The organism is Pedobacter nutrimenti (genome assembly GCF_032678445.1).
Classification (GTDB): domain Bacteria; phylum Bacteroidota; class Bacteroidia; order Sphingobacteriales; family Sphingobacteriaceae; genus Pedobacter; species Pedobacter nutrimenti_A.
The window spans coordinates 385,607-408,901 of sequence record NZ_JAVTSQ010000005.1; the positions used below are offsets into that span (position 1 = coordinate 385,607).

Consider the following 23,295-nt stretch of genomic DNA (forward strand, 5'->3'; position numbering starts at 1 on the left):
CCTTTTTTATGTCGGATACTTCTTTTCAGGATTTAATCAGGTATCATTTTGATCATGTTTGTTGGTTTTTGGTTATCAATTGGTTTTTTCGAGAGCTTAAGGCGAAACGATAATCTTTCTGCCTTCAATTTTAAAATGAATGGTTTCAGTACGCTCCAGAACCTTTAGTAATTCAGCAACATTCTCATATTTAGATACCCTGCCTATAAAGGTTTCACGTTGAACATCACCTTTGTACAGGATCTCTACATCATACCATCGGGCTACTTTTTTCATAATGCTTTCTATGCTTTCATGATTAAACATAAAATATCCCTCTTTCCAGGCCAGAGCTTCTTTTTCAACAGATGCTTGGACAGAAATCTTATTATCCTGCACAAGGGACCGCTGAGCAGGTTTTAAAACCACCTCTTGTTTCTGCCCCGAGCCGCTAAGCACTGTCACACGAACAGCCCCTTCAAACAGGTCAGTCCTGGTATTCGATTCATCAGCGTAACTACTGATATTAAAATGGGTACCCAGTACCTCAACCTGCTGTTTACCGGTTTTAACTATAAATGGTCTTGTTTTATCTTTAGAAACTTCGAAATAAGCTTCTCCAGACAATTCCACCTTCCGTTGTCCTCCAGCAAATACAGCAGGAAATTTTAAACTGGATGCTGCATTTAACCAAACCTTGCTCCCATCAGGAAGTACCACCTGGTATTGTCCGCCCCTTGGGGTAGAAATTGCATTTATTGCATTAGTAACTTTAACATTATAAAGATTTGGAACTGCGGTATACACTACCTGCCCATTGCTCTTTTTTGCAATACTAAAACCGGCTTGTTTGGCAATCTCTCCTTCCCGAACATCATCAAGGACAATATGGGAGCCATCCGCCAGGGTTAAAATAGCCTTATTTTTCCCAGGTTGGATGTTATTCTTGCTGTACTGATATTGAGTATCTGAGCTATTGCGGAGCTGGAACAAAAAGTATAGCCCCACCGAGACAACAAACAAAACAGCAGCAGCATATTTTAACCAGGATATAGATTGGTTTTTCCTTTTTACAGGCAGATCCTGGGAGAAAATATGAGCAAGCAGACGATCCTGTACAGTAATATCCAGTTCCTTACCTGTAATTTCATCTTCCATACTTGATCCCAGAAGTTGTTTTACTTCTCTGGCATATACAGGATCATGAACATAGCTAAAGAACTCCAATGTTTCTTCTTCAGTCATCGAATCCTCAGTATATAACCGAAATAAATGTTTTAGTCTCGTTAAGCTCATTAAATATCTGAAACAGGGCTTTATCTGATTGATTTTTTTCCGGTTCAATTGTATTGACAACTGGCAAAGAAATTCGGGGTAGTTGGAATATGATTTTTTAAAAAAAATTATTTGTACAAATACAAGAGCAGAAATATCAGGGCATCTGAATTTTTAAAATGTGCCCTAATGCTATGTAAAGCTTGTTTCATATGGGAATGTACCGTACCAGCTGAAATGTTTAGCTTTTTAGCCGCCTCCTCGTATTTAAGCCCTTCCACATGGCATAAAAGATAAACCTTCTTCTGTTGTGGGCTCAGCAGGTCAACTGCTCTTTTAAGTATTTCAGCAGAGGCATTATAATCAATAGATTCCTGAGTATTCTCGGTAGATTCAATAAATTCTGCTTTGAGATTTTTATTTACTACTGCCTCCATAGTGAGGCGTTTCAACAGATTATAGGTATGATTCCTGGTGATCCGGTTCAGAAAAGCGCCAAAATTTTCAATTTCCGACAACTCAGTTCTTTTCAGCCATATTTTCATAAATATATCCTGAACAACTTCTTCTGCAAGAGTTTCAGACCGGGTAAGCTTAAGTGCAAATCTATACACAATTCCATGATGTTTTCTGAAAAGAACGGTAAAAGCCTGCTGATCGCCCTCTGCTACTTTTTCAATCAGTGTATTTTCATCAGGAATGATTTTTAAGCCCAATTTTTTATCTGTAATGTGAAAATTGAAAATTCATGTCCAATATCCATATTTATTTCTGCTCTTCCAAGACATAATACCTTTTGCGATTTGTACCTTGCCTTTCATACCTTAATTACCCATTAACATCCGGTAAAGTCATTTATGAAATCCTATAAGTACGAAATATTTACATCTGTAATTGAAGGACTAATCACCAACGGTATATATCAGCGTGGAGACAAACTCCCTTCTGTAAGAGAAATCGGACAAAAGTACGGAATTAGCATAAGTACAGTACAACAAGGCTACGAATACCTGGTGATTAAAGGAATGGTAAAAAGTATATCCAAATCGGGATATTATGTCAATGAGCAGCAGGACGCCTCCACTGTTCCCCCCTCACTTCCACCAGTAAGGGATGCTGTTTTTAAACATAATCTTCATTTGACAACTTCTTTGCGTAATACAGGAAAACGCCTGACAGAATTTAACGTTGCAGCTCCAGGTGATCTTTTTATTCCTCAAAAATTATTGCTTAGAACCATGCAACAAGTGATTAGAGAACAAGGCGCGGGGCTTTTAAGATACTATCCTCCGAATGGCTCGGCAAAGCTCAGAAGCAGTATTGCAAAAAGAGCAGGAAGATACCATACGACATTCAATCCAGATGAACTTCTGATTACAGATGGGGCACTGCAAGCACTATTTATTGCGTTATCCTCTGTATGCCAGCCCGGTGACATTATCGCGGTAGAAAACCCATGTATCTTCTCTGCCCTTGAAGTGATCAGGGTACTAAAACTTAAAGTAATAGAAATACCTCTAATCCCGGGAAAAGAACCTGACTTTAACAGTTTGTGGAATACCTTTGCTAAGGTAAACGTTCGTGCTATCCTGGTTACACCAAACTTTCAGAACCCCACTGGTTTGCTTTTTTCGGATGAACAGAAAAAGAAACTACTTTCTATTGCACTTCATTTCGACATCCCATTGATCGAAAATGACATCTATGGGGACCTGAATTTCAGTAAACTAAGACCTTCAACGATTAAATCCTTTGATGAAAGCGGACTGGTCATGACATATTCTTCCTACTCTAAAACACTGGCCCCTGGAATACGCCTGGGTTGGCTTTCCGCCGGAAAATTCTTTGAAAAGGCAGAACAGATTAAATTCGCACTGGGTAGTTCTGTATCTCCGGTTTTTCAGGAAACCATCAGTAAACTGCTGGACTCAGAGAGCTACGACCGGCACCTTCGGTCTTTCAAATTACAGCTTGCAAAAAATGCCCGGCATACTGTAGACCTTTTATCAAAGTATTTTCCTGAAGGCACTCAAGTTCTAATGCCTGAAGGCGGCATCAATCTTTGGATAGAAATGCCGGCCCATACAGATATGAATAGATTTTACAAGGAAAGTGAAATGACAGGGATCAGGTTTACACCTGGCTCTACCTTCTCTTTTTCAACTACCTACAACCAGTTTTTCAGGCTGGTCTTTGCAGATAAGCTATCGGACAGAAAGGAAGACTCCCTCAAGCAGGCCGGAAAGATAGCGCAATACTCTGTACTGCCTTTTCCTTAATAAAGTGTACTGTTTTAGGGCGAACAACCCCATTACCTTTACGTCCTTAGAACAAGATCATGAGTGCAAAAATCATTACAAAATTTACAGTAGCGACAGCGGATGGCATCGAAAACTTAATGGGGCTAGGGAGGAAATTGGCTAAAGAAAAATTTCAGAACCTGGTAAGAGAAGAGGTTTTAGAAAAGTATGTTTCAGAAAACTTTGCAGAAAAGGTCCTTATTGAAGAAGTAAACAGCTTGTCTAATCAGTGGCTAATTGTATACGCAGATGAAAAGCCTGCAGGCTATGCCAGGATCACCTCAAAAGGACTTCGTCCAGCATCAGTTGCAAGTAAAAAAGCCATCCGAATTGCCGACTTTGGAATCCTTCAGTCTCACGCAGAGGCTGGTGTATTAGATTCTTTGTACGAAAAGTGTCTACAAGTATGCAAAGCTTATGATGCAGTATGGTTAAATGAATTTACGGATAATATCTTACTTGATTTTTTTATCAGAAATGGGTTTGAAAAACAAGACAACAAGCTACAACTCGACGATCTCCCAATTTCTTCCGTCTATCTGGTCAAAATGAATCGTTAACGAGAAAGGCCATCAATTGATGGCCTTTCCGAATCATTATTTACCTAAATTTATCTATTAGCATCCACCATATAGATAATCTCTTTATTTATGGTAGGCATCAAGCCCACTCTTTAAAAACTTCGCATAACTGGCAGCATCATAATCTGCTCCCTGGGGCTTCACCAGCTGAGTTTCTGTTTTTGAATCCAGAAGCACATAATAAGGTTGTGAATTGGATTGAAATTTGGATGTTTGCAAATCGCTCCATTTCTTTCCAATCGTATTCAATACCCTGCCTTGAGGTGTGGTCACCACATCTGAAGCAGCTACTTCAGTTTTATCATCCACATACAGCTGAATCAGTACATACTCTTCACTGATCATCTTATACACCTCAGGATTAGGCCATACATTCGCCTCCATTTTTCTGCAGTTAACGCAAGCGTGTCCTGTAAAATCGATGAGTATGGGCTTATTTACTTTTTTAGCGTAAGCCAGTCCCTCGTTGTAATCGAAGAAAGCATCCAGATTTAAAGGTGCATGAAAAATATCTGCATATTTATGGGGTCCTGACGATGGTGTTGCAGATGTATGGTTTACTTGTCCACCACCTGGAACTAGCGTAGGGGTATACAAATCAAAATCCTGTGTTTGTTGAGGAGGCAGAAAAGCCGATACCGATTTAAGCGGTGCTCCCCATAAACCTGGAACCATATAAATGGTAAAGCCCAATACCACAATGGCCATCATTAATCTTGGAACTGAAATATACTTAACCTCGCTATCATGAGAGAATTTCAATTTACCAAGAAGGTAAAATCCCATCATACCAAAGATCACAATCCAGAGTACAAGAAAAATCTCCCTGTCAAACCATTCCCAGTGATAAGCAAGATCAACATTACTTAAGAATTTAAGGGCAAATGCCAGTTCCAGAAAACCCAGGACAACTTTTACACTGTTTAACCAGCCACCAGACTTTGGCAATGCACTTAGCGCAGATGGAAACAAGGCAAATAAGGCAAAAGGAATAGCCAAAGCCAAAGAAAATCCAAACATTCCAATCGCCGGACCTAAAAGAGCCCCGCTTGTTGCAGCCTGTACCAGCAATGTACCAATAATAGGTCCTGTACAAGAAAATGAAACCAGGGCAAGCGTACCTGCCATAAAGAACAATCCTGCTATACCACCTTTATCTGAGTTGGCATCCATTTTATTAACCCATGATGATGGAAGTGTAATTTCAAAAGCGCCAAGAAAAGAGGCACCGAAAGCTACCAGCAACAGGAAGAAAAAGAAATTAAATATGCCATTTGTGGAGAGGCTGTTTAAGGCATCGGCACCAAATATCACCGTAACAAGCAGCCCTAATACCACATAAATGATAATGATAAAAAAACCATATAAGGCGGCGCGTCCAAAGGCTTTCCCTTTCTCACTACCTTTAGTAAAGAAGCTCACGGTTAAAGGCAGCATTGGAAAAATACAGGGCATCAGCAAAGCGGCAAGTCCACCAACAAACCCTGCAATAAAGATGCCCCATAATGATTGTTGTTCTTCTCCTTTAGCGGCTTTTTTCTCTGTTTTAACAGCAGCCACTGTATCTTTTGAAACAGGAGCCTGAACAGTAGCGGCCACAGCTTTAACCGGAGTATCCGTTTGTGTATCTTTAATTTCTGTGAATTCAATTCCATCTGCTGAAGTGGTATCTGCAGCTTGTGCAGATGCAGTATGCTGGAAACAAACGATCAACAGGAAACCAAAGACAAGCATTTTCATACTTGCCTTAATTTTTTTCGCATTCATTATCAGTCTATTTTACAGGTACACTGAAATTGATCTGCTCTGGTGGCAGACACTGTTTATCATCGCAGGTCATAAATTCAACGGTTCCTTTAACCACTGCGTTCTTCCCTTTTAATTTGATTTTCTGCTGAAAAACAGCACTTTTTTCAAAGAAATTTACGTTCATGCTAAACGTTTCTTCATATCTGCTGATTGATTTTGGTTCAATTGTTTTTCCAACCAGCGTATAAGCTGAAGATGCTGGAAATGTAAAAGTCGTTTTAACCGGACCACCTTCTTTTACCGTTTGGGAGTACAAATGCCATCCATCATCAATAGTCGCTTTGATGAAAACTGTAGCTTCAGTTGCGCTTGTTTTTTTTGCAGCGTAACTCCAGGTTACTGGTTTTAAAATTTGGCTATGAGCTGCCAATGCTGATAAGATCACTGCAGTAAATAAAATGAGCTTTTTCATATTTTGTGTGTTTAAGTTTAAGTTGATTATATATGGTTCAATGGTCTATTTTAACCGGCATATAGGGTTATAGTTTATAAATTCTGTATCCGGTGTCAGATATCCTTCTTTAACAGGTTCTTCCCTCATCAGGTCAGTACTTAGGTATTTTTTATTACTGTCTGAAAAAATCGTCACCACACAGCTGTCGTAACCTAGTTGCTGCTGCAATTTGATTGCCCCAATGACATTTGCACCTGAAGAAATTCCCACGGCCAGTCCAAGTTCCCGGCCCAGTTTCTGAGCCATTAAGATAGAATCTCCGTCGTTTGCCTGGATCACTTCATCCAGTTCAGCAAGTTTTACAATTTCCGGAATAAATTCATCAGAGATACCCTGGATCCTATGGCTTCCTACTTTATATCCTGTAGTCAAAGTCGGCGATTCTGCCGGTTCCAGCGGATGAATTTTGATGGACGGATTTTGCTTTTTCAAATGCCTTCCTACACCCATAATCGTTCCGCCTGTCCCCACTCCTGCTACAAAGGCGTCAGGCACCAGATCATTCATCTTAAGTTGTTCCCATATTTCCACGCCGGTTGTTTGCTCATGAGCTTGCGGATTGTCTGTATTTTCAAACTGACGAGGCAAAAAAGTATGGTTGTTTTCCAGAGCCATAGACTCCGCTAACCTGATACTTCCTAAAAAGCCACCCTCTTCTTTACTGATTAAAATCACTTCCGCACCAAGACTTTTGATAATATCAATCCGCTCTTTGCTTAACCAATTTGGCATAATGATCTTAACAGGATGTCCCATCGCCTTTCCAATCGCAGCAAATGCGATTCCGGTATTACCACTGGTTGCCTCTATGATAACATCTCCAGGTTTAATTTTACATTCTTTATAAGCATTATATAAAGTGAACAGTGCAATCCGGTCTTTTATACTTCCTGTAAGGTTATAGTGTTCGCACTTTACATAGATCTTACCCGTATTTCCCTGATATTTGTAATTCAATTCCAGCATAGGGGTATTTCCAACCAAATGCCATAAATGCTCAAATTTCTTTTCTAAATCTTCTGTTAAGCAAGCTGCTTCTTTTGTATCCAATGACATAATTACTGCGCTTATCCTTTTGTCTGATAATTCAGTAAAACTCCGTATTGCAAATTATATTAACAATACTTAGCTTTATATCCGGAAATTTTATGGAAAAAAGCTTTTAAACTTTCATTATTTCCATTTTACATATCACATTTATATCTTTAAGTTATTTTTTTTCATTTTTACATTTCATAAACAAACAAAATGCAGACTGAACTTGATGCCACGGACCTTGAAATTCTAAGGATTTTACAGAAAGATGCCACGCTAACGAATAAAGAGGTCGCTTTTAAGATCAAAAAATCCATTGCAACTGTCCATGAAAGAATCCGGAAACTTAAAGAACAAGGCTATATACAAAGAGTGGTTGCCATCCTCGACCGTAAGAAAATAAACAAAAGCTTACTTGCATTTTCACATGTGTTTTTGAAAGACCATACAGCAGACACCCTATATGAATTTGAACACGAAGTCTCCAAATTCGGAGAGGTTATGGAATGTTTTCAAATGACAGGTGCTTTCGATTTTATTTTGCGCATTTCTACAAGCGACATGGATGCCTATCATATGTTTCTACGAAATAAACTGGCTACACTGCCAAATATCAGTACGGTACAAAGCTTCTTTGTTTTGTCTGAACCAAAAAGTGAAACTGCCTATCCTTTGTAAAGGCCAAGATATTATCTATCTTTTCTAATTTTCAAAATATATTTACCCTTTAATCCCTTTCCTTTAGATATAAAACGTAGCCTGTAAATCTCATTGCCCCAGGCCTTCTTGAAACGGTCATCATCCATCAGCTTGGTCTCAATTTGTACGCTGAACTGCTCTGGGTTATAAATGATACTATAACCAGGAAATTCAGGAAATAGAATCCGCTCTCTTTCCAACTTCATTTTAAGCGGACTGATAAAATTTAAAATATTTTCTTTTACCAATCTTTTAAGTTCAAAATCCTCGCTAAGAATAATCTCATTATCTGAACGGTTAAATTGTAAGCTTCTGATCCAGGACTTAACCTGAGCAGTTTCCGGGTAGGCACCGGCAATGTTTACAGAAAAAACTGTTTCTTCAGAAGCTGGATGATCAACCTTAAAATCTGTTGCAGCGAACTTTTTACCATCCATTTGATCTATGCCATTAATGCCCGGGCAGTTGTGCCATTGGGATTGCACGTTCCAAAGTTCATAACGCTTGCTGCTAAAAGTTTTTGCTGTATAGGTACCCACGCCCGCGTCAATCAACAATGGTTTTCCATCCGCATATACAATAAAATTACCAATATCGTTATGATTGTGACTCTCTGCATTGTTACCGCCTTTTGCGGCAAGGAACAATCCATCAGTACTTCCTTTTTTACTGCGTGCAGTAAAAACTTGCAGATCTGGCAGCACTTCTTCCAGCGGATAGGGTGCTTTCGGGCTAATTTGTTTTATCTCATCGTACACCTGTAAGATCTGTACAAATTCGTTCACATCATCAAGCGGAATTTCCGCCTTTTTGTAATTCAATATAAAGGATGCATATGCTTTTAAAGTTTCATCATGAAATAGCTTTCCGTAACGATAAACACTTTCTGGGTTTTGCAGATATTTAGAAAAAGCATCTGCGAAATTGACCATATTGTTGTTTGCAATCTGCATCTTGTAAGTATAAGTTCCCATTTTGTGCAGAAGTTCTTTGTCTGACCAATTCAGTTTACCTTCGGAGGCACTGTTCATCAGGCTAAGCAGCCGTATAAGTTTACCTCCAGCCATATCCCAGTAAGATGGCCCCTCATCGCAGCCGCCGTCCTCAGGATAATGATTGATAAACTGGTCTGTACTTAACAACAGTTTTTTGCTGAATTGTTCCAGGGAGTCACCAGGTTTAAGCATCAATAAAGCCGCCTGCATACAATTTGTATTGTTAAAAGTATTCCAGTTATTTACTGTATTTCCTTTTAATCCCATCCACCAGAAAGTATCATATTTAAGATAGGGTTGAAAAATCCTCCGGTTAAGCTCATATTCAATTCTACTGTTGATCACTTTTGAATATTTACCCATTTGCGGACTAAGCAAGTTATAAATAACCGCAACTGTTGCTGCTGTTCTGGAGGCATTCAGATCAATGTATGGATTTTGGATATTGGGTAAGTCTGCACCTTCTTTCTGCACCACAATATGTGCTGGTGCTACCCAGGTACTTTCTTCCAGGATGAGCCATAAACCATTTACAATCTGCGGTATGAAACGACCTTGGTTTTTAACCAGCTCACCCAAAACCAGGTTGGACAAAATTTTACGCCTTTCGGACTGTAAATTCTCATAGTTTATCCGGGTTCCTGTAAACTTATAATCAAGATATAAACTTGCAGGTAAAGATGGCCAGGTATATTGGTTTGCAATTTCTGCCTGTTTAAGAATTTTTGCTTTAATACTATCTGCCAGCTCCCCAATTTTAGACAAAGCTTGCTTCCGCTGTTGGTTCTGCCACAGGCCGAGGTTTTTAAAAACGCCTTGACCATTCATATTGTATTCTGTACTTAGCCAGTTCTTTGCAGGCAGTTGGGCCTTACCTGTCAAGGTATAGGATATTATGAGGATAGTAACAATTATTCTTTTCATATCAATCTTTATAGTTCAAAGGCTTCTTCCTCTTTACTGGTGTTTCAGGATGCTGACCTGGTTGAAACGGATCGTAGTAATATAATCCCGCCTGGTTGTATAAATTAATATGGCTTTTCAACCTGGATTTAAAAGCCTCTAGATTTTTATTCTTCTGTTTTGTCCATGCCGACTCTGCGAGTGCAGCAAGGCGTGGAAACAATAGGAAATCCAGGCGCATCTGATCAGGTACAGTTTCCGTCCAGAGATTTCCCTGAATACCTTCTATAAGATTTAATTCCTGTGCTTTTCCTACAAATCCCGCTGCATTGAAATTGTAGACATCCTCCATTGGACTATATAATTTATTCCACTTCCGTCCATATCTGTGTGTACTGTCCTGAACAAAATCAAAATACAGTGGCAAACGCGGGCATAAAACAGTTTTATACCCTTTTTCCATTAATGTCCTCAACTGCCTGGGCTGGTCATGCCGCCACCAAAACATAATCGTTTTCTCTGTCGGCAAACCTGCATTTGCCATCTCATCCCAGACCAGAAGCTTTGAGTTGAGATGAAAAACAGAATCGGCCATCCGTTTCATAAAGTAATCCTCTACTTCTTTTACATCTTTAAGATTTTTAGCTCTCATTAAGCTTATAATATCGGTATTACTTTTCCATTTCTCATTGCCAAAACTAACCTCATCGCCGCCTAGATGAATCATTTTCGAAGGAAATAAAACACTGGTTTCTTTTAAAATATCAGTCAGGTAGCCATATGTTTTTTCTAAGCCTGGATTAAAAGTGAACTCGGGGTGTTCTGGTGTACCACCACCGCTGTATTCAGGATATGCCCTATTTGCAGCAGTTGCATGTCCTGGCATATCAATTTCGGGAATAATTTCAATAAACCTTTCTGCGGCATAAGCGATGATTTCTTTGATGTCTTCCTGTGAATAATATTTGGCAGGAGCATTTTCGTTAAGGTAATTACCGATTCCTCCTATAAGTGACAGATTGGGGTATTTCTTTATTTCCAAGCGCCAGGCCGGTTCATCTGTTAAATGCCAGTGTAGCCGATTCAATTTATAAAAAGCCATCCAATCCAGAATTTCCTTAACCTTTTCTTTCCCGAAAAAATGACGTGACTCATCCAGCATAAGACCCCTCCAGGCATAAGCAGGTGCATCCGCTATTTTGCAGCCTGAAATCTCAGCAATTCCATGTTTTATTTTTGCTGTCCTCAAAATTTGCAGAAAGGAGACCACCCCATAAAACAGACCTTTTTCACTGCTGGCCTGTATAACAATCTGATTGGTTTCAATAATAAGATGATAAGATTCTTCCAGATCAGATTTTTTATATTTTAAGTTTAAAAAAATACCTGGTCCCATTGTTTTTTCTCCATTACGAAGTGCTATTCCAGTAGTTTTCAGGACTTCAGTCTTGAGGTACCAGGCTATTTTATCAGCACTTGCATTGTTCAGGATAACCGGCGTTTCATTACTGAAACGAAATACACCTCTCCCAGGTTGAAATTGATCAGGCATTGGGATCAAACCAGGGACAGTTGAATCTTTAGCATAGTTTTGTGCCTGAAGGCAGGTCGCATAAAGCAGAAAAAGACAAAAGAAGGAGACTCTTAACATGATTCCAATTTATACAACATCTGCTACAAATAAAGAAAGTTACCCTGAATTATTACCGCAAACGTTTTAGATTAAAAGGAAAGGGGAGCCTTCACGACTCCCCTTTTTGTTACTATTGCATGAGGTATTTGTTACTCATCCCTCTGGTGGTCAAAGCACTGCTAATACCCAGTATTCTGTGTTAAATTTTTCGAGATATCCATCTGCTTTTGAGGAATAGGCATTAAATACAATTTATCTGTCCATACCCTTTTTTGGGCCAGATTATTCTTAATGTCATTTGTATTTTTCATCACCTGGGGCGCAATCTTCCATCTTCTGATGTCCATATAGCGCTGACCTTCCAGGGCCAGCTCTATCCTGCGCTCCCTGCGGATCAACTCTCGCATGGTATCTTTAGCTGCATATTTCACCTGGTCTACATGTGGCATCCCAGCTCTGTCCCTTAAATCATCAATTGCTTTATATACCGCTGGATTTGGCCCTGACAGTTCATTCTGCGCTTCTGCATAGGTTAACAAGACCTCGGCATAACGAATCAGGATAATGTTGGAGTAATTATCCAGTTGAGCTTTGTAAATTTCGGGATCGGTTAACTTCCTAAAGTTATAACCTGTTGAAGAATTGTTATTTCCTCCACCATTCCAGGAGAATGTATAATCAGATTCTATAGTATTCCACGGACTGCCAACAAATAAAATACTGGCATAAAACCTTGGATCCCGATTTTTATATTCATTATAGAAAGCCGGATCATTGGCTTTAAATAAACTTGCTCTAACAGCCGGGTCTGTCGCAGCGACTGGTTCCCCTGTTTTATAGTTTGGATAAGCATCCACCAATTCCTGTGTTGGTGTAACGGATGACCATCCTCCCAATGCACTGGAGAGCAAATAGGTATTCAGGTAATTAACATCCTTTTGAGCAATATATTGCCTATCCAATATTACTTCACTATTTTGTTTATTTTTGGCCCAGAAAATTTCTTCATAGCTCCTGATTCCAAGCCGGAATTTCTTCTCCTCTGCAGCATCACTAAAAGTAGCCCATTTGCTATAATCATCTGCCAGATCATCGCCTGTTTCAGTAGTCACTTTAAACAATCCATAGCCTAAGCCCATAACTTGCTGTGCCGCATCTGATGCCTGCTGCCAGTCTCCATTATACAGGTGTGCCCTTGCCTTAAGCGCCAATGCAGCACCTTTGGTTACCCGGCCTTTATCATTATATTTTCCTCCGGTATAGCTTACCGGTAAAATCTTAGACACAGCATCCAATTCGTCTGTGATAAATTTATATACCTGGGCTTTAGGATCTCTTTTCACATCCGATTCAGCTATCGTAAGTGTTTTGGTAATGATGGGCACATCACCAAATTTATTCATTAAATCAAGATAAGAATAGGCCCTTAAAAATCTGGCCTCCGCTTTATATCTTTCCTTTCTGGTAGCATCCATTGTTGCTTTATCCGCATTTTCTAATAGCAGATTAGCACTCCTTATCGCTGTAAAGTCCCATCCTGCGTCGCTCGAAGAATTAATATCTCCCGAAGAAATTACCGTTGCTGTACTTTCCCATGGGTATTGTCCATAGGCATTATCAGTTTTGGCATCATCATAAATCGTAGCACCTTCTCCGCCAAGAGTATTACTATAAATGGTATTAAGAGCTCCAAACACATCATTTTCTGTTTTCCAGAATGTGGCATCAGATAACTGGTCCTGAGGAGGCCTGTTTAAGAAGTCTTTCTTACAAGATACTATAGTGAGCAGCATCATAAAAGCACCCATCCATTTTATATTGATATTCGTTTTCATCTTTCTGTTTTTAAATGGCTTAAAATTTAATACTAGCTCCTAAAGACCATGTTTTTACCCCTGGATATCCACCACGGCCAGAGCCGCTTTCAGGATCGTAATCGGCAAGTCTTTTATCTGCCATATAAGTGAACGGATTATTCGCTGTAATAAAAAAGCGAATCGATTGTGCTTTTAAGTTGTGCGTAAGCAGTGTTGGCAAAGTATAACCCAATGTTAATCCTCTAACTCTGAAATAGGATCCGCTAAACAGCCAAAAAGAAGAAACCTCTGAATTCTGCGGTCCATCCTGACTGCGCAACAAACGTGGGAATTCTGCATTTGGATCTGGATTATCTTTGGTCCATCTGTTCTTAAACGGTTCCTTTATCCCAGCACTGTTAAAAAACGGAGAGCCGGCCTCACTATCGAAGTAAGTTTTAACATTTGCCACTCCATAGGTTAAAAGCTCAAAACTAAAGCCTTTATAAGACGCACTTAAAGAGACTCCATAATTTAGAAAGGGCACATCATTGCCGATTACAGTACGATCAGCAGCATTTATCTTACCATCTCCATTCAGGTCTTTATATTTGATATCGCCCGGGCCAGTGGCTGCGCTTTGAAAAGCGTGACCGGAAACATCTGCTGCATCTTTAAACAGGCCTTCCGCTTGGTAGCCATAAAAAGAGCCTACTGATGCACCCAACTGATCAATATAATAGGTATCGTGTGTACGGGAATTATCTCCACCAAGGCCGGTAATTTTATTGCTGATTTTAGACAAATTAACGCCAATGGTATATTTGAAATCACTGCCAATCACATCGTTGTAGTTCAGGTTCAATTCCAATCCCTTATTTCTTACAGAACCTAAATTTTCAAAAGGCGGTGTAAGTGCATAGGTTGACCTTCCTGTAGGTTTAATTAAAATATCTTTAGAATTCTTGATATAATAATCAGCCGTCACATTAAGCTTCCCTTTAAGTGTAGAAAAGTCCAGACCAATGTTCGTCATATATACCTTTTCCCATGTTGCCAACTGATTCACCCCAAAGCTCTGGGAAACGCCATCGTAAGGAACGCCGTCGAAACTATAGCTATAACCCAGGTTAAGCAGCGAGAAATAATTACCCAAAGGAACAGCATCCTGGTTGCCAAGACTTCCCCATGAACCCCTTATTTTCAGGTCATTGATCCAGGAAATATTTTTCATAAACCCCTCCTGAGAGATTCTCCAACCAGCCGAGAAGGAAGGAAAGACAGCTTTGCGATAAGCCGGGTCAAAACGTGAAGAATAGTCCATCCTAAGATTCGCTTCCAACAAATATCTGTTTTTGAAACTATAGTTGAAACGACCAAAGAAAGAACGCATAGCCCATTCCAGATCTGAAGTACTATTTCCCAAAATATCATTATTGTCATCGTCTTTCAACACACTTACATCTTCTGCAGCAGAAGATCCCGAGACAATCGTCGTCATATCATTATTCGGAAAATTCTTCCTTCCCAAATAGGCATACCTTGTGATATTACTTTCCTGCGATGCCCCAACCATGATCTTTGCAAAATGATCTTCCAGAGTATACTGGTAATCAGCATAGCCTTGCACCAGGAAATTTTGAACCTTACCCCATTTCTCTTTCAATTCATTTATCGTAACTGCACTAGATGTTAAAGGCGCTTTGGTGATAAAATTGATAAGGGGATCCATGGTATTGGTAAATGCCCATGAGTTGGTGTTCGTTGTTTTTAAAGAAACAAGTCCATTAACAGATAAACCTTTTACCGGAGTTAACACCGCTGTAGCAGCAGTTTGAAGATAATTATTCCGGTTGTAACTTTTACCAGCCTCCGCCATTTTTCTCAATACATTATCAGCTGCAAGGGTAGAAGAAAGCGCCCCGCCTGCTATTGTACCCCAGGACCCATCAGATTGACGGGCGGCCAATACGGGTGTTAAACGGTTTAAAGAAGTCCAGTTTAACTCTCCCCCTCTGGTATCAAAGTTCTGACGATAGTAAGAGATAATGGTTCCAATTTTAAGCACAGAGTTTATTCTTGTATCCGCATTCAAATTTACAGTATACCTGTTCTGATCTTTATTGGGCACCAGAGATTCCTGGTTTAAATAAGAAGCACTGAAGTAATAATTCGTTGCTTTTCCTGCACTGCTGATACTGATGGTGGAATTGCTTTGTTTAGGATTTTTTTTCAAAGCAAGTTTATACCAATCTGTATTTGCATAATTATCCGGATCGCTGCCATCCGCAAATTTTTGTATCTGTGCAGCAGAATAAAGCGGTGCTTTACCGGCGTTAGTTAAAGCCTCATTATAGAGGGTAGCATAATCCGTCGCGTTTGTGTATTTTGGTAATCTGGTTGGAGATTGAATGCCATAATTGGTATTCAATTCTATAGATGGCGCTCCATCTCCCCCCTGACCACGTTTCGTTGTAACCACAAGTACACCATTAGCGGCCCTTGATCCATAAATTGATGCAGAGGCCGCATCTTTTAATACCGATATGGATTCTACATCATTTGGATTGAGCGATGCAAACTGTGTACTTGTTGCAGGTACTCCGTCGATAATGTACATTGGGGCAGATGAACCGAGATTGCTACGGCCTCTCAATGTAATCGTTCCTACTGAACTGACATCCCCCGGCCGCTGGATTACGGTTAATCCCGGAGATACTCCCTGCAACGCATTCTGCATAGATGTTACCGGCCTGTCGTTAATTTGACTGGCTGTAATTGTGGCTACTGCACCTGTCAAACTCGTTTTCTTTTGTGTTCCGTAACCAACCACCACCACTTCTTCCAATTTTGCGTTGTCCAGTTCCAGGGCAATCGTTCCAAGATCCTTTGTCGCGGTAACCTCTTTGGTAATATAGCCAATAAAAGAAATCGTAAGGACTGCATTCTCTTCTACATTACTTAAATGAAAATTCCCTGCGGCGTCTGTACTTGCAGCCTGCCCCTTCCCTTTTACTTTAATAACCGCTCCCGGTAAAGGCTTACCTGATTCATCAAAGACTTTTCCTTTTACGTCAATATTACTCAACAGGTTTCTTAATTTATCCAGGAAGGTAATTTCCGATTGTTTAATCACAATATTCTTCTGGTCTATTTCATAAGTTAGTCCACTATTCTTTAAACAAGTCTCTAAGACCTCTGTTAACGGGACATTTTGAAAATTCACATTGATCTTAAAATTCCCGTTTACATTCTGATCGGAATACAAAATCTTATAGCCAGTTTGCTTTTTGATTTGCCTGAAAATTAGATCAAGCGTAGCATTACGTTGAGAATACGTAATCCTTTGTGCAAAACCAGATGCACTCACCTGCAGTAAGCAAGTGGTCATGATAATTATGATTAAGTTAACTCTCATGAGTATGTTATTTTTATCGGTCCCGATCATTCTTCGGAATACCGAATTCATAATTTGTAGAAATTTGGCCGACAGGCTTGGACATACCTCACCTGTGTTAAAAGCATTTGTTTTCATTGCTTTGTTTGTTGTTTCATCCATAGCCAGACACTCATCAGATTTGATTGCTATTTATGCAGCAATATCCCGATGGTTTGCTATTTTTGAATTGTTTGGGTTAATACGATAAACTGATCTCTAATTTGTTTTGGGGTTAGCTCAGATACTACCCATGGAAGTGCTTGCAACACTTTCATGGTTTTTTCCGCTTCCCATTTACATTAACCGGTGTTGTGGTAGATTTTTTTCATACTGTTTAGATTTAATTTGATTGTTCTGTTTATTTAATGGCTGGTTAGTCCCATTACTTGCTATTGTTTTACTCTTATAATCCTGCCTTCAATGGTAAATCTCACTTTACTTGCTTTTTCCAGCATATGCAACAAGCTGGAAACCTGATCAAATTTAGAAACCGAGCCAGTAAATGTTGGAGGATTTTCAGATGTACCCATGTAAACGATTTCTACATCATACCATCTTGCCACTTTTCTTAAAATACTGGACAAAGATTCGTTGGTAAACACAAACTCTCCGTTCTTCCAGTCAATAGCCTCTTCCGGATCTACCTCTTTAACCTTCACTTGCAGATCTTTAAGGATAGATTGTTGCCCAGGCTTCAATGCTGTTCTTGCATCATTCTCTCCTTTAAAAGAATTTCGTATTTGCACACTCCCTTCAAGTAAAGTTGTTTTGACAACGTTTTCATCTGAATAACAATTGATGTTAAAATGGGTTCCAAGTACTTCAACTTCCTGTCCGGAACTTTTGACCTTAAACGGATGTGATTTATCTTTAAAGACTTCGAAATAGGCCTCTCCTTTTAATTCAACACGTCGTTCGCCATGGGCTGCAAAACAAACAGGATAGGTTAACCGTGAGGCAGCATTAAGCCAAACTTTAGTACCATCTGGTAAACTGATCTGGTACTGTCCTCCTTTAGGAGTTTCAATGGTATTGGATCCTGTTATATTTTTAGAGAGGCTATTTGTTTTTGCGATGGTATATATTAATTCTCCAGTGGCAGATTTCGTAACCTTAACACCTGATTGATCTGCAATATCACCATGAGATGCATCAGTTAAGCTAATCCTTTCTCCACTGGCCAAGGTTAGATAAGCTTTATTGGAACCGGGTTTCACATCATTTTTATATACAGTAATTTGCTTGGCTGTATTAGAAAGAACAGCCGCTTTATAAAAAAACAAACCTGTGCCCAGCAGTATAAGAACCGCGGCAGCAGCCAGTTTAAAGAAAAGGGATCTCGTCCGGCCATTTTCACGTTGATGGATCTGAGATTGGATCTGATCTAACAAATATTTTTTCTTCAAATCAGATTCCCCCAATTCATCCGTATTCCAGCCCGCTTCTCCGTCAATAGAGTTGAACCAGGCTTCACAACGAGCAATCTCTGCATCTGTTGCTGTTCCCTTACTTACTTTTGAGACTAACTGAAGAAACTCCTCTTTATTCATTTGGTTAAAAGCGGGCTTTTTCTGTCGCTTCTAATAACACAGCACTTCAGACACACCCAGCACCCAAGCCAAACGAAAAAAAATATTTTTTTCTTAATAATACGCCGTGTGCGTTACAAAAAGGTACACCAGAAAGACATCCTGCCCAGGGAGACTTTTAATTTTTTAAGATTAATATTCATTTGGTTCTCTACCGTCTTTTCGGATATCCCTAACTTCTCGGCTATTTCCTTATTGGTTAGAAATTCGTTTCTGCTTAAGTGAAAAATTTGTCCGGCACGCTCCGGTAATGACTGTGTGAACTTCGCAATAATCTCTTTGAGCTCTCTCACCTCTAACGTATTTTCATCTGCAGCAACCTCCACATAATTTTCTACCGTTCTCGCAAAGAAAGCCTCCTTCACTTTTCCATGCCGGATGACGTTAAGTACTTTATATTTCACTGCAGCATACAGATAAGGTTTTAAAGCATCAGTCAGATGTTTTTTCCTGTTAAGCCACAACCATACAAAAACCTCCTGTACCAGATCATCGCAAACATTTGAATCCTTTAAAATCTTGTAACTAGCCTGGTAAAGAAATTCCCAATAACGTTCATAAATTTCTGTAAAGGCTGCATTATCACCTTCTTTCAAACGTTTGATCAATTGACTATCCGGAAATTCAGCGTAAACTTTCAAGGACTATTTCGGTTTATAACTCAAAGATTTGGTTCAAATAATGGGTAAATTATTCAAACCAAATCTTTTAACCGCTTATAAAGCTGCGCAAACGTTTGATATTAACCTATGAAGCGTTTTCAAGAAACAGCATCTCCCAAAAGTGGATCTGTAAAACTCTCTTTTAAATGCTCAAGATGCCCAGCAAACTGCTGACTGAAAGCAGGATACTGATGTATTCGTAAAATAAGATCATACCAATTGTGGTTATTGCCAAGAACAATAGTTTCCACCATTTCACTTTGGTTCGCTGGAAATACAATCTCGCGCTTATGCTGTCCATAGGACAGGTCTTCCAAAGTAAATTTCAATTCCTGTTTTTTAGTCTTTCTGGTCATTTTCAACAGCAAATTTTTCCTTTGCGGATCATACAACACAGCCACAGATAATTCGGGATCATTTACATCCCCCGTGTACCTCCTGTAAAAGCCATTTGTACTGTGTATCTTCAAATCATACTGTTGGTTTTTAAACATCTCCAACGGCCATTGGTAATGTAGAGTATCTCCCGCATCAGCCGTAAAGGCCCAATAACGCCCACCACCATACACATTAAACCCAACTCCACTGGAGGCTTTTCCAAAAAATGTGTTACCCGCAGTAAATGCAATTTCAAACTGTCCCTTAGCATGGTCCAGACTTCCATGTGCGTAGATTTCATAAGGTATAACATTCGCTGGCTTAATCCCTTTTTCTTGTTGAGGAAGAAGCGTATTACCTTTTGGCGACTTCATAATTCCGGTTATCTCCTGGGCCGTCAGTTTTTTATAATTATCTGGTAGTTTAGCAAATTTTGCCTTGTGGATACCTTCAATAAAAGGCGCTCTTTTTATGGGCTCCGGAAAAGCTATCTTTTCACCATGATACGGTCTGAACACAGAACTTAAATCACCGCACAAACTTCTTCTCCAGGACGTAATATTGTCCTCATGGATCTTCTTACCCGTTTTATGTGTTAAAAAATGTTCCAAAAATTGAATCGAAGAGGTATGGTCGAAGACCTGTGAATTCACATACCCTCCGCGAGTCCAGGGAGAAACGACAAGCATCGGCACTCTGTAACCCAAACCAATCGGACTTTCTTTTTCACCAGACACATATTCTGCACTAACATCCAAAGATTTAGAGACCAGACCCGTGGTCGGATCTGTTGGATTTGGCGCTACAAAAGGTGGCATGTGGTCAAAATACCCATCATTTTCATCATAGGTTAAGATAAATATAGTCTTCTTCCAGACCTCTGGGTTTTTAGTCAAAATATCTATCGCTTCAGAAAGGTACCATGCCCCATACCATGGTGCACTTGGGTGGTCAGAAAAATTAGATGGAGCGACCAGCCAGGATACCGTTGGTAACTTACCGCCGTCCACATCTGTTCTGAACTGATGGAGAACATCCCCTTTCGGAACGTTAGCCGTCCGTTGGGTACCATGGTCATCATAGGTGATCTTCTCCAGACTATGGAAATCCGGGTCTTTTCGATTCGTTACAAAAGCTCTGCGATGAATATCCTGTTCTTCGGGGCTCAATTTATCCAATGGATTCTGCTCCAGAAAATCCAGTTCCTTTTTTACCCAGTCCAATTTCTTCTGAAGCTTAGGATCTGGTTTTTCCTGAAGTTTTTGTTCCAGCTCCTTCTTGCTTGTTTTTAAATAAGCAATGTGTTCAGGATGTCTCTTTACATGATACTGTTTAAAAAATTCCAGTGGATTATCTGTAAAGTTCCCTAACCAGTCATCTTCTTCTCCTTCAAAACCTACACCAACACTCAGCTCGTTTTGATAAATCTTCCAGTCTACGCCATGGCTACTCAATCGTTCTGGAAATGTATTCCAGGAAATCCTTTCAGACCCATCAATATTGTCATTTGACAAATGCGGTTTCGAATCCGCGCGTTGTTGTTCTCTGATTTTCGCCGTCCAGAAGAAGCAACGATTTGGACTCGTCCCTGTTAAAGAAGAACAAAAATTATGGTCACAAACCGTAAAAGCATCAGCCAGTGCATAATAGAAAGGCACATCCAGTCTATTGTAATAGCCCATGGTTAAAGGCATATCCGCATATTCTTTATTTCCTGAACGTTTTGCATCTAGCCAGCCATCATGCCAGCCTTTATTCCTGGCATCCACCTGGTTGTCCCAGGAATGCGGAAGCGAACTCATCCAGGTAGCCTTGGTATCTTTAATGTCTAATCTAAAAGGCGCATAGGTTTCACCCTTTTTATTGCTTTGCAACCAAACCGGATAATTATTCGCAAGCCGGATTGCTCGTGGATCGTTAAAACCACGAACGCCCTTCAACGCACCAAATACATGGTCAAAGGAGCGGTTTTCCTGCATCAGAAAAACCACATGTTCTGCATCCAGATAACTTGTTCCCACTTCAGGATCTATGGCCAACGCTCTTTGAATAGATGGCGGCAAAATACTCGAAAGACCTAATGCTCCTGTTAACAGCGATGCTTTCTTTATAAAATCTCTTCTGTTGTCCATAATTTTATGCAATAAATGCCTGCCGGTACCTGGAAGGGTTCCGGCAGGCTGGCAAAATACTTAATTTTTTAGAATCCACATCGTCTGGTTCGTGTCGTCACTTCCAGCATATTGGCTTTGAACGGCAGCAGATAAATTTACAGAATTGTAGTCCAGTTCATTAGAAGGATATAGCCACCTTAAAGGAAGATTTGAAGCTGGTGTATTTAAATTTGTTACCGGATTTAAGGTAAAAACAGGATAACCCGTTCTTCTATTTTCAAACCAGGCAGAATATTTGCCTCCTTGAAGAAAATTGGCCAGATATTTTTGAGTGATGATCTGGGCAATTTGCTGTTCACTTGTTCCAGAAAGCACTACTGCTGGTAACAATGGATAAGCATTAATATAAGCTGCGTCCATTTTCATGCTGTGATTGTAATCTGTAAGGTCAGGTGTGTTGGTCGCGATAAAATTCATGGAATTTGTAATACCAGCGGCATAATAACTTTGAGCAGCAACCCCATTGATCCAGCCCCTAACCGTTGCTTCAGCAAGAATAAATTGAAGGTCCCAATAACTAAATACAGCTACAGGCTCTGCATTGACCAGCTGAACGTAACGGTTGTTCAAATCTGCATAGTCTTTATTCACCCTTCTGGTCTGCAGGCTCGAAAATGCATCTGAAGGTTCAACACCTGGGTAAGCGTCATAGTCAGATTCTGTTAGTCCGGATGCAATCTTAACAGGCGATGGCTTAGCATAGTAAAACAACCTTTTATCCTTTAACAGTTTCAGTGGACCCAGCAATACATTAGATAACATTGTATAATTAGATTTAACAAAAGAATTCCCAGATCCAGCAGGAACATCTGACCAGGGATAGTTTTGACCAGCGGTAGCATTATAAGCTAAAGCAAAATTATCTTTGTAATCCCGCATTAGTGGCCGGTTACTAACAATATCCTTAAAGCGTTCAATAACTTTCAGATCAGCATCTCCGGTTTTCTTATATAAATTGATCAGTACATGTAACTCAAAGCTATTCGTTAATCTTCTCCAGTTATCAACTTTACCCGCATATATTGGGTCTCCTTCAAAATTGCTTCCCTGAGCAAATAACTGGTTAGCCTGATCCAACTCATTTAATATTCCCAGAAAAACCGTCTTTTGCGCATCATATTTTGGTTGCAGAATGTTATCAGTCTCCCCTTTCACCGCATCTGTATAAGGAATATCTCCTACCTGCATTGTGGTCATAAAAAACTGCCATGCCCTGATAAAGTGCCCCAAGGCCTGATACGACTTTTTCAATCCATCACTTGTTGCATAGTTGATCATCGGAGGTATATTCCGGAGCAATGTAATCCGGCTAAAATCAGTTCTTCCTAATTTATTGTATTGAAAACCTTCCTGTCCTTCACCCCAGGTAAGGTACTTACCTAATAAAAAGGGTTGCATAAAAGATTTCTGGGTACTGATGTCACTCCGCGTAATGTTCAATATCATCGTGGTAGCGAGCATGGCAGAATTCACCTGTGTGGTTGTATTTGGATTGGTATTGATGTCATCGTATTTCTTACAACCATTTGCTGCAATTGCTAATGCAAACAATAACAGTGTATATTTTAAAAATCTAGTCTTCATAAAGTTTATA

The 23,295-nt window shown here is 39.8% G+C and carries 16 protein-coding genes; 3 read left to right on the forward strand and 13 right to left on the reverse strand.

The features are described 5' to 3' along the window. Window positions 1-96 precede the first annotated feature (96 nt). Together R2S08_RS11185 and R2S08_RS11190 are read right to left on the reverse strand one after the other, a co-directional pair. Complete coding sequence (locus tag R2S08_RS11185) at window positions 97-1,224, reverse strand: FecR family protein (RefSeq protein ID WP_316835261.1); 1,128 nt, start codon at window positions 1,222-1,224, stop codon at window positions 97-99. A gap of 158 nt (window positions 1,225-1,382) precedes the next feature. Then, complete coding sequence (locus R2S08_RS11190) at window positions 1,383-1,970, reverse strand: RNA polymerase sigma factor (RefSeq protein ID WP_166644056.1); 588 nt, start codon at window positions 1,968-1,970, stop codon at window positions 1,383-1,385. Between the two features lie 141 nt (window positions 1,971-2,111). On the opposite strand from R2S08_RS11190, the gene R2S08_RS11195 reads away from it, so the two are divergent. Together R2S08_RS11195 and R2S08_RS11200 are read left to right on the forward strand one after the other, a co-directional pair. Further along, window positions 2,112-3,533: a PLP-dependent aminotransferase family protein gene (locus tag R2S08_RS11195; protein WP_316835262.1), complete on the forward strand. Its 1,422-nt coding sequence runs from the start codon at window positions 2,112-2,114 to the stop codon at window positions 3,531-3,533. A gap of 59 nt (window positions 3,534-3,592) precedes the next feature. Beyond that, the gene (locus tag R2S08_RS11200) at window positions 3,593-4,114 is read left to right on the forward strand and encodes an N-acetyltransferase (protein WP_316835263.1); all 522 of its coding nucleotides are present in this window, start codon (window positions 3,593-3,595) and stop codon (window positions 4,112-4,114) included. 84 nt (window positions 4,115-4,198) lie between these two features. Here R2S08_RS11200 and R2S08_RS11205 read toward each other — a convergent pair whose 3' ends face one another. The 3 genes from R2S08_RS11205 to R2S08_RS11215 are packed head-to-tail and all read right to left on the reverse strand — an operon-like array spanning window position 4,199 to window position 7,454. After that, window positions 4,199-5,902 (reverse strand): protein-disulfide reductase DsbD family protein, encoded by a 1,704-nt coding sequence (locus R2S08_RS11205; protein WP_410479524.1) that lies wholly within the window; start codon window positions 5,900-5,902, stop codon window positions 4,199-4,201. Between the two features lie 7 nt (window positions 5,903-5,909). Further along, window positions 5,910-6,356: a protein-disulfide reductase DsbD domain-containing protein gene (locus tag R2S08_RS11210; RefSeq protein WP_316835264.1), complete on the reverse strand. Its 447-nt coding sequence runs from the start codon at window positions 6,354-6,356 to the stop codon at window positions 5,910-5,912. 45 nt (window positions 6,357-6,401) lie between these two features. Beyond that, complete coding sequence (locus R2S08_RS11215; RefSeq protein WP_316835265.1) at window positions 6,402-7,454, reverse strand: PLP-dependent cysteine synthase family protein; 1,053 nt, start codon at window positions 7,452-7,454, stop codon at window positions 6,402-6,404. A 192-nt stretch (window positions 7,455-7,646) separates the two neighbouring features. Between R2S08_RS11215 and R2S08_RS11220 the strand changes: the two genes are divergently transcribed. Then, on the forward strand, window positions 7,647-8,111 hold the full coding sequence (locus R2S08_RS11220) for an Lrp/AsnC family transcriptional regulator (protein ID WP_133780714.1): 465 nt from the start codon (window positions 7,647-7,649) through the stop codon (window positions 8,109-8,111). Between the two features lie 11 nt (window positions 8,112-8,122). On the opposite strand, the gene R2S08_RS11225 is transcribed toward R2S08_RS11220, so the two are convergent. From R2S08_RS11225 to R2S08_RS11260, 8 genes are all read right to left on the reverse strand, one after another. Further along, window positions 8,123-10,051 (reverse strand): heparinase II/III family protein, encoded by a 1,929-nt coding sequence (locus R2S08_RS11225; protein ID WP_316835266.1) that lies wholly within the window; start codon window positions 10,049-10,051, stop codon window positions 8,123-8,125. 1 nt (window position 10,052) lies between these two features. After that, window positions 10,053-11,681, reverse strand: a complete 1,629-nt coding sequence (locus R2S08_RS11230; protein WP_316835267.1) for a beta-N-acetylhexosaminidase — start codon at window positions 11,679-11,681, stop codon at window positions 10,053-10,055. A gap of 161 nt (window positions 11,682-11,842) precedes the next feature. Further along, window positions 11,843-13,498, reverse strand: coding sequence for a RagB/SusD family nutrient uptake outer membrane protein (locus R2S08_RS11235; RefSeq protein WP_316835268.1), 1,656 nt, complete (start codon window positions 13,496-13,498; stop codon window positions 11,843-11,845). A gap of 19 nt (window positions 13,499-13,517) precedes the next feature. Next, window positions 13,518-16,877, reverse strand: coding sequence for a TonB-dependent receptor (locus R2S08_RS11240; RefSeq protein ID WP_316835269.1), 3,360 nt, complete (start codon window positions 16,875-16,877; stop codon window positions 13,518-13,520). 410 nt (window positions 16,878-17,287) lie between these two features. Next, window positions 17,288-18,448, reverse strand: a complete 1,161-nt coding sequence (locus R2S08_RS11245; RefSeq protein WP_316835270.1) for a FecR family protein — start codon at window positions 18,446-18,448, stop codon at window positions 17,288-17,290. Between the two features lie 113 nt (window positions 18,449-18,561). Continuing rightward, on the reverse strand, window positions 18,562-19,128 hold the full coding sequence (locus R2S08_RS11250; protein ID WP_316835271.1) for an RNA polymerase sigma-70 factor: 567 nt from the start codon (window positions 19,126-19,128) through the stop codon (window positions 18,562-18,564). Window positions 19,129-19,247: 119 nt separating this feature from the next. Then, complete coding sequence (locus R2S08_RS11255) at window positions 19,248-21,659, reverse strand: phosphocholine-specific phospholipase C (RefSeq protein WP_316835272.1); 2,412 nt, start codon at window positions 21,657-21,659, stop codon at window positions 19,248-19,250. 60 nt (window positions 21,660-21,719) lie between these two features. Further along, window positions 21,720-23,285: a SusD/RagB family nutrient-binding outer membrane lipoprotein gene (locus tag R2S08_RS11260; protein ID WP_316835273.1), complete on the reverse strand. Its 1,566-nt coding sequence runs from the start codon at window positions 23,283-23,285 to the stop codon at window positions 21,720-21,722. Between the last annotated feature and the right edge of the window lie 10 nt (window positions 23,286-23,295).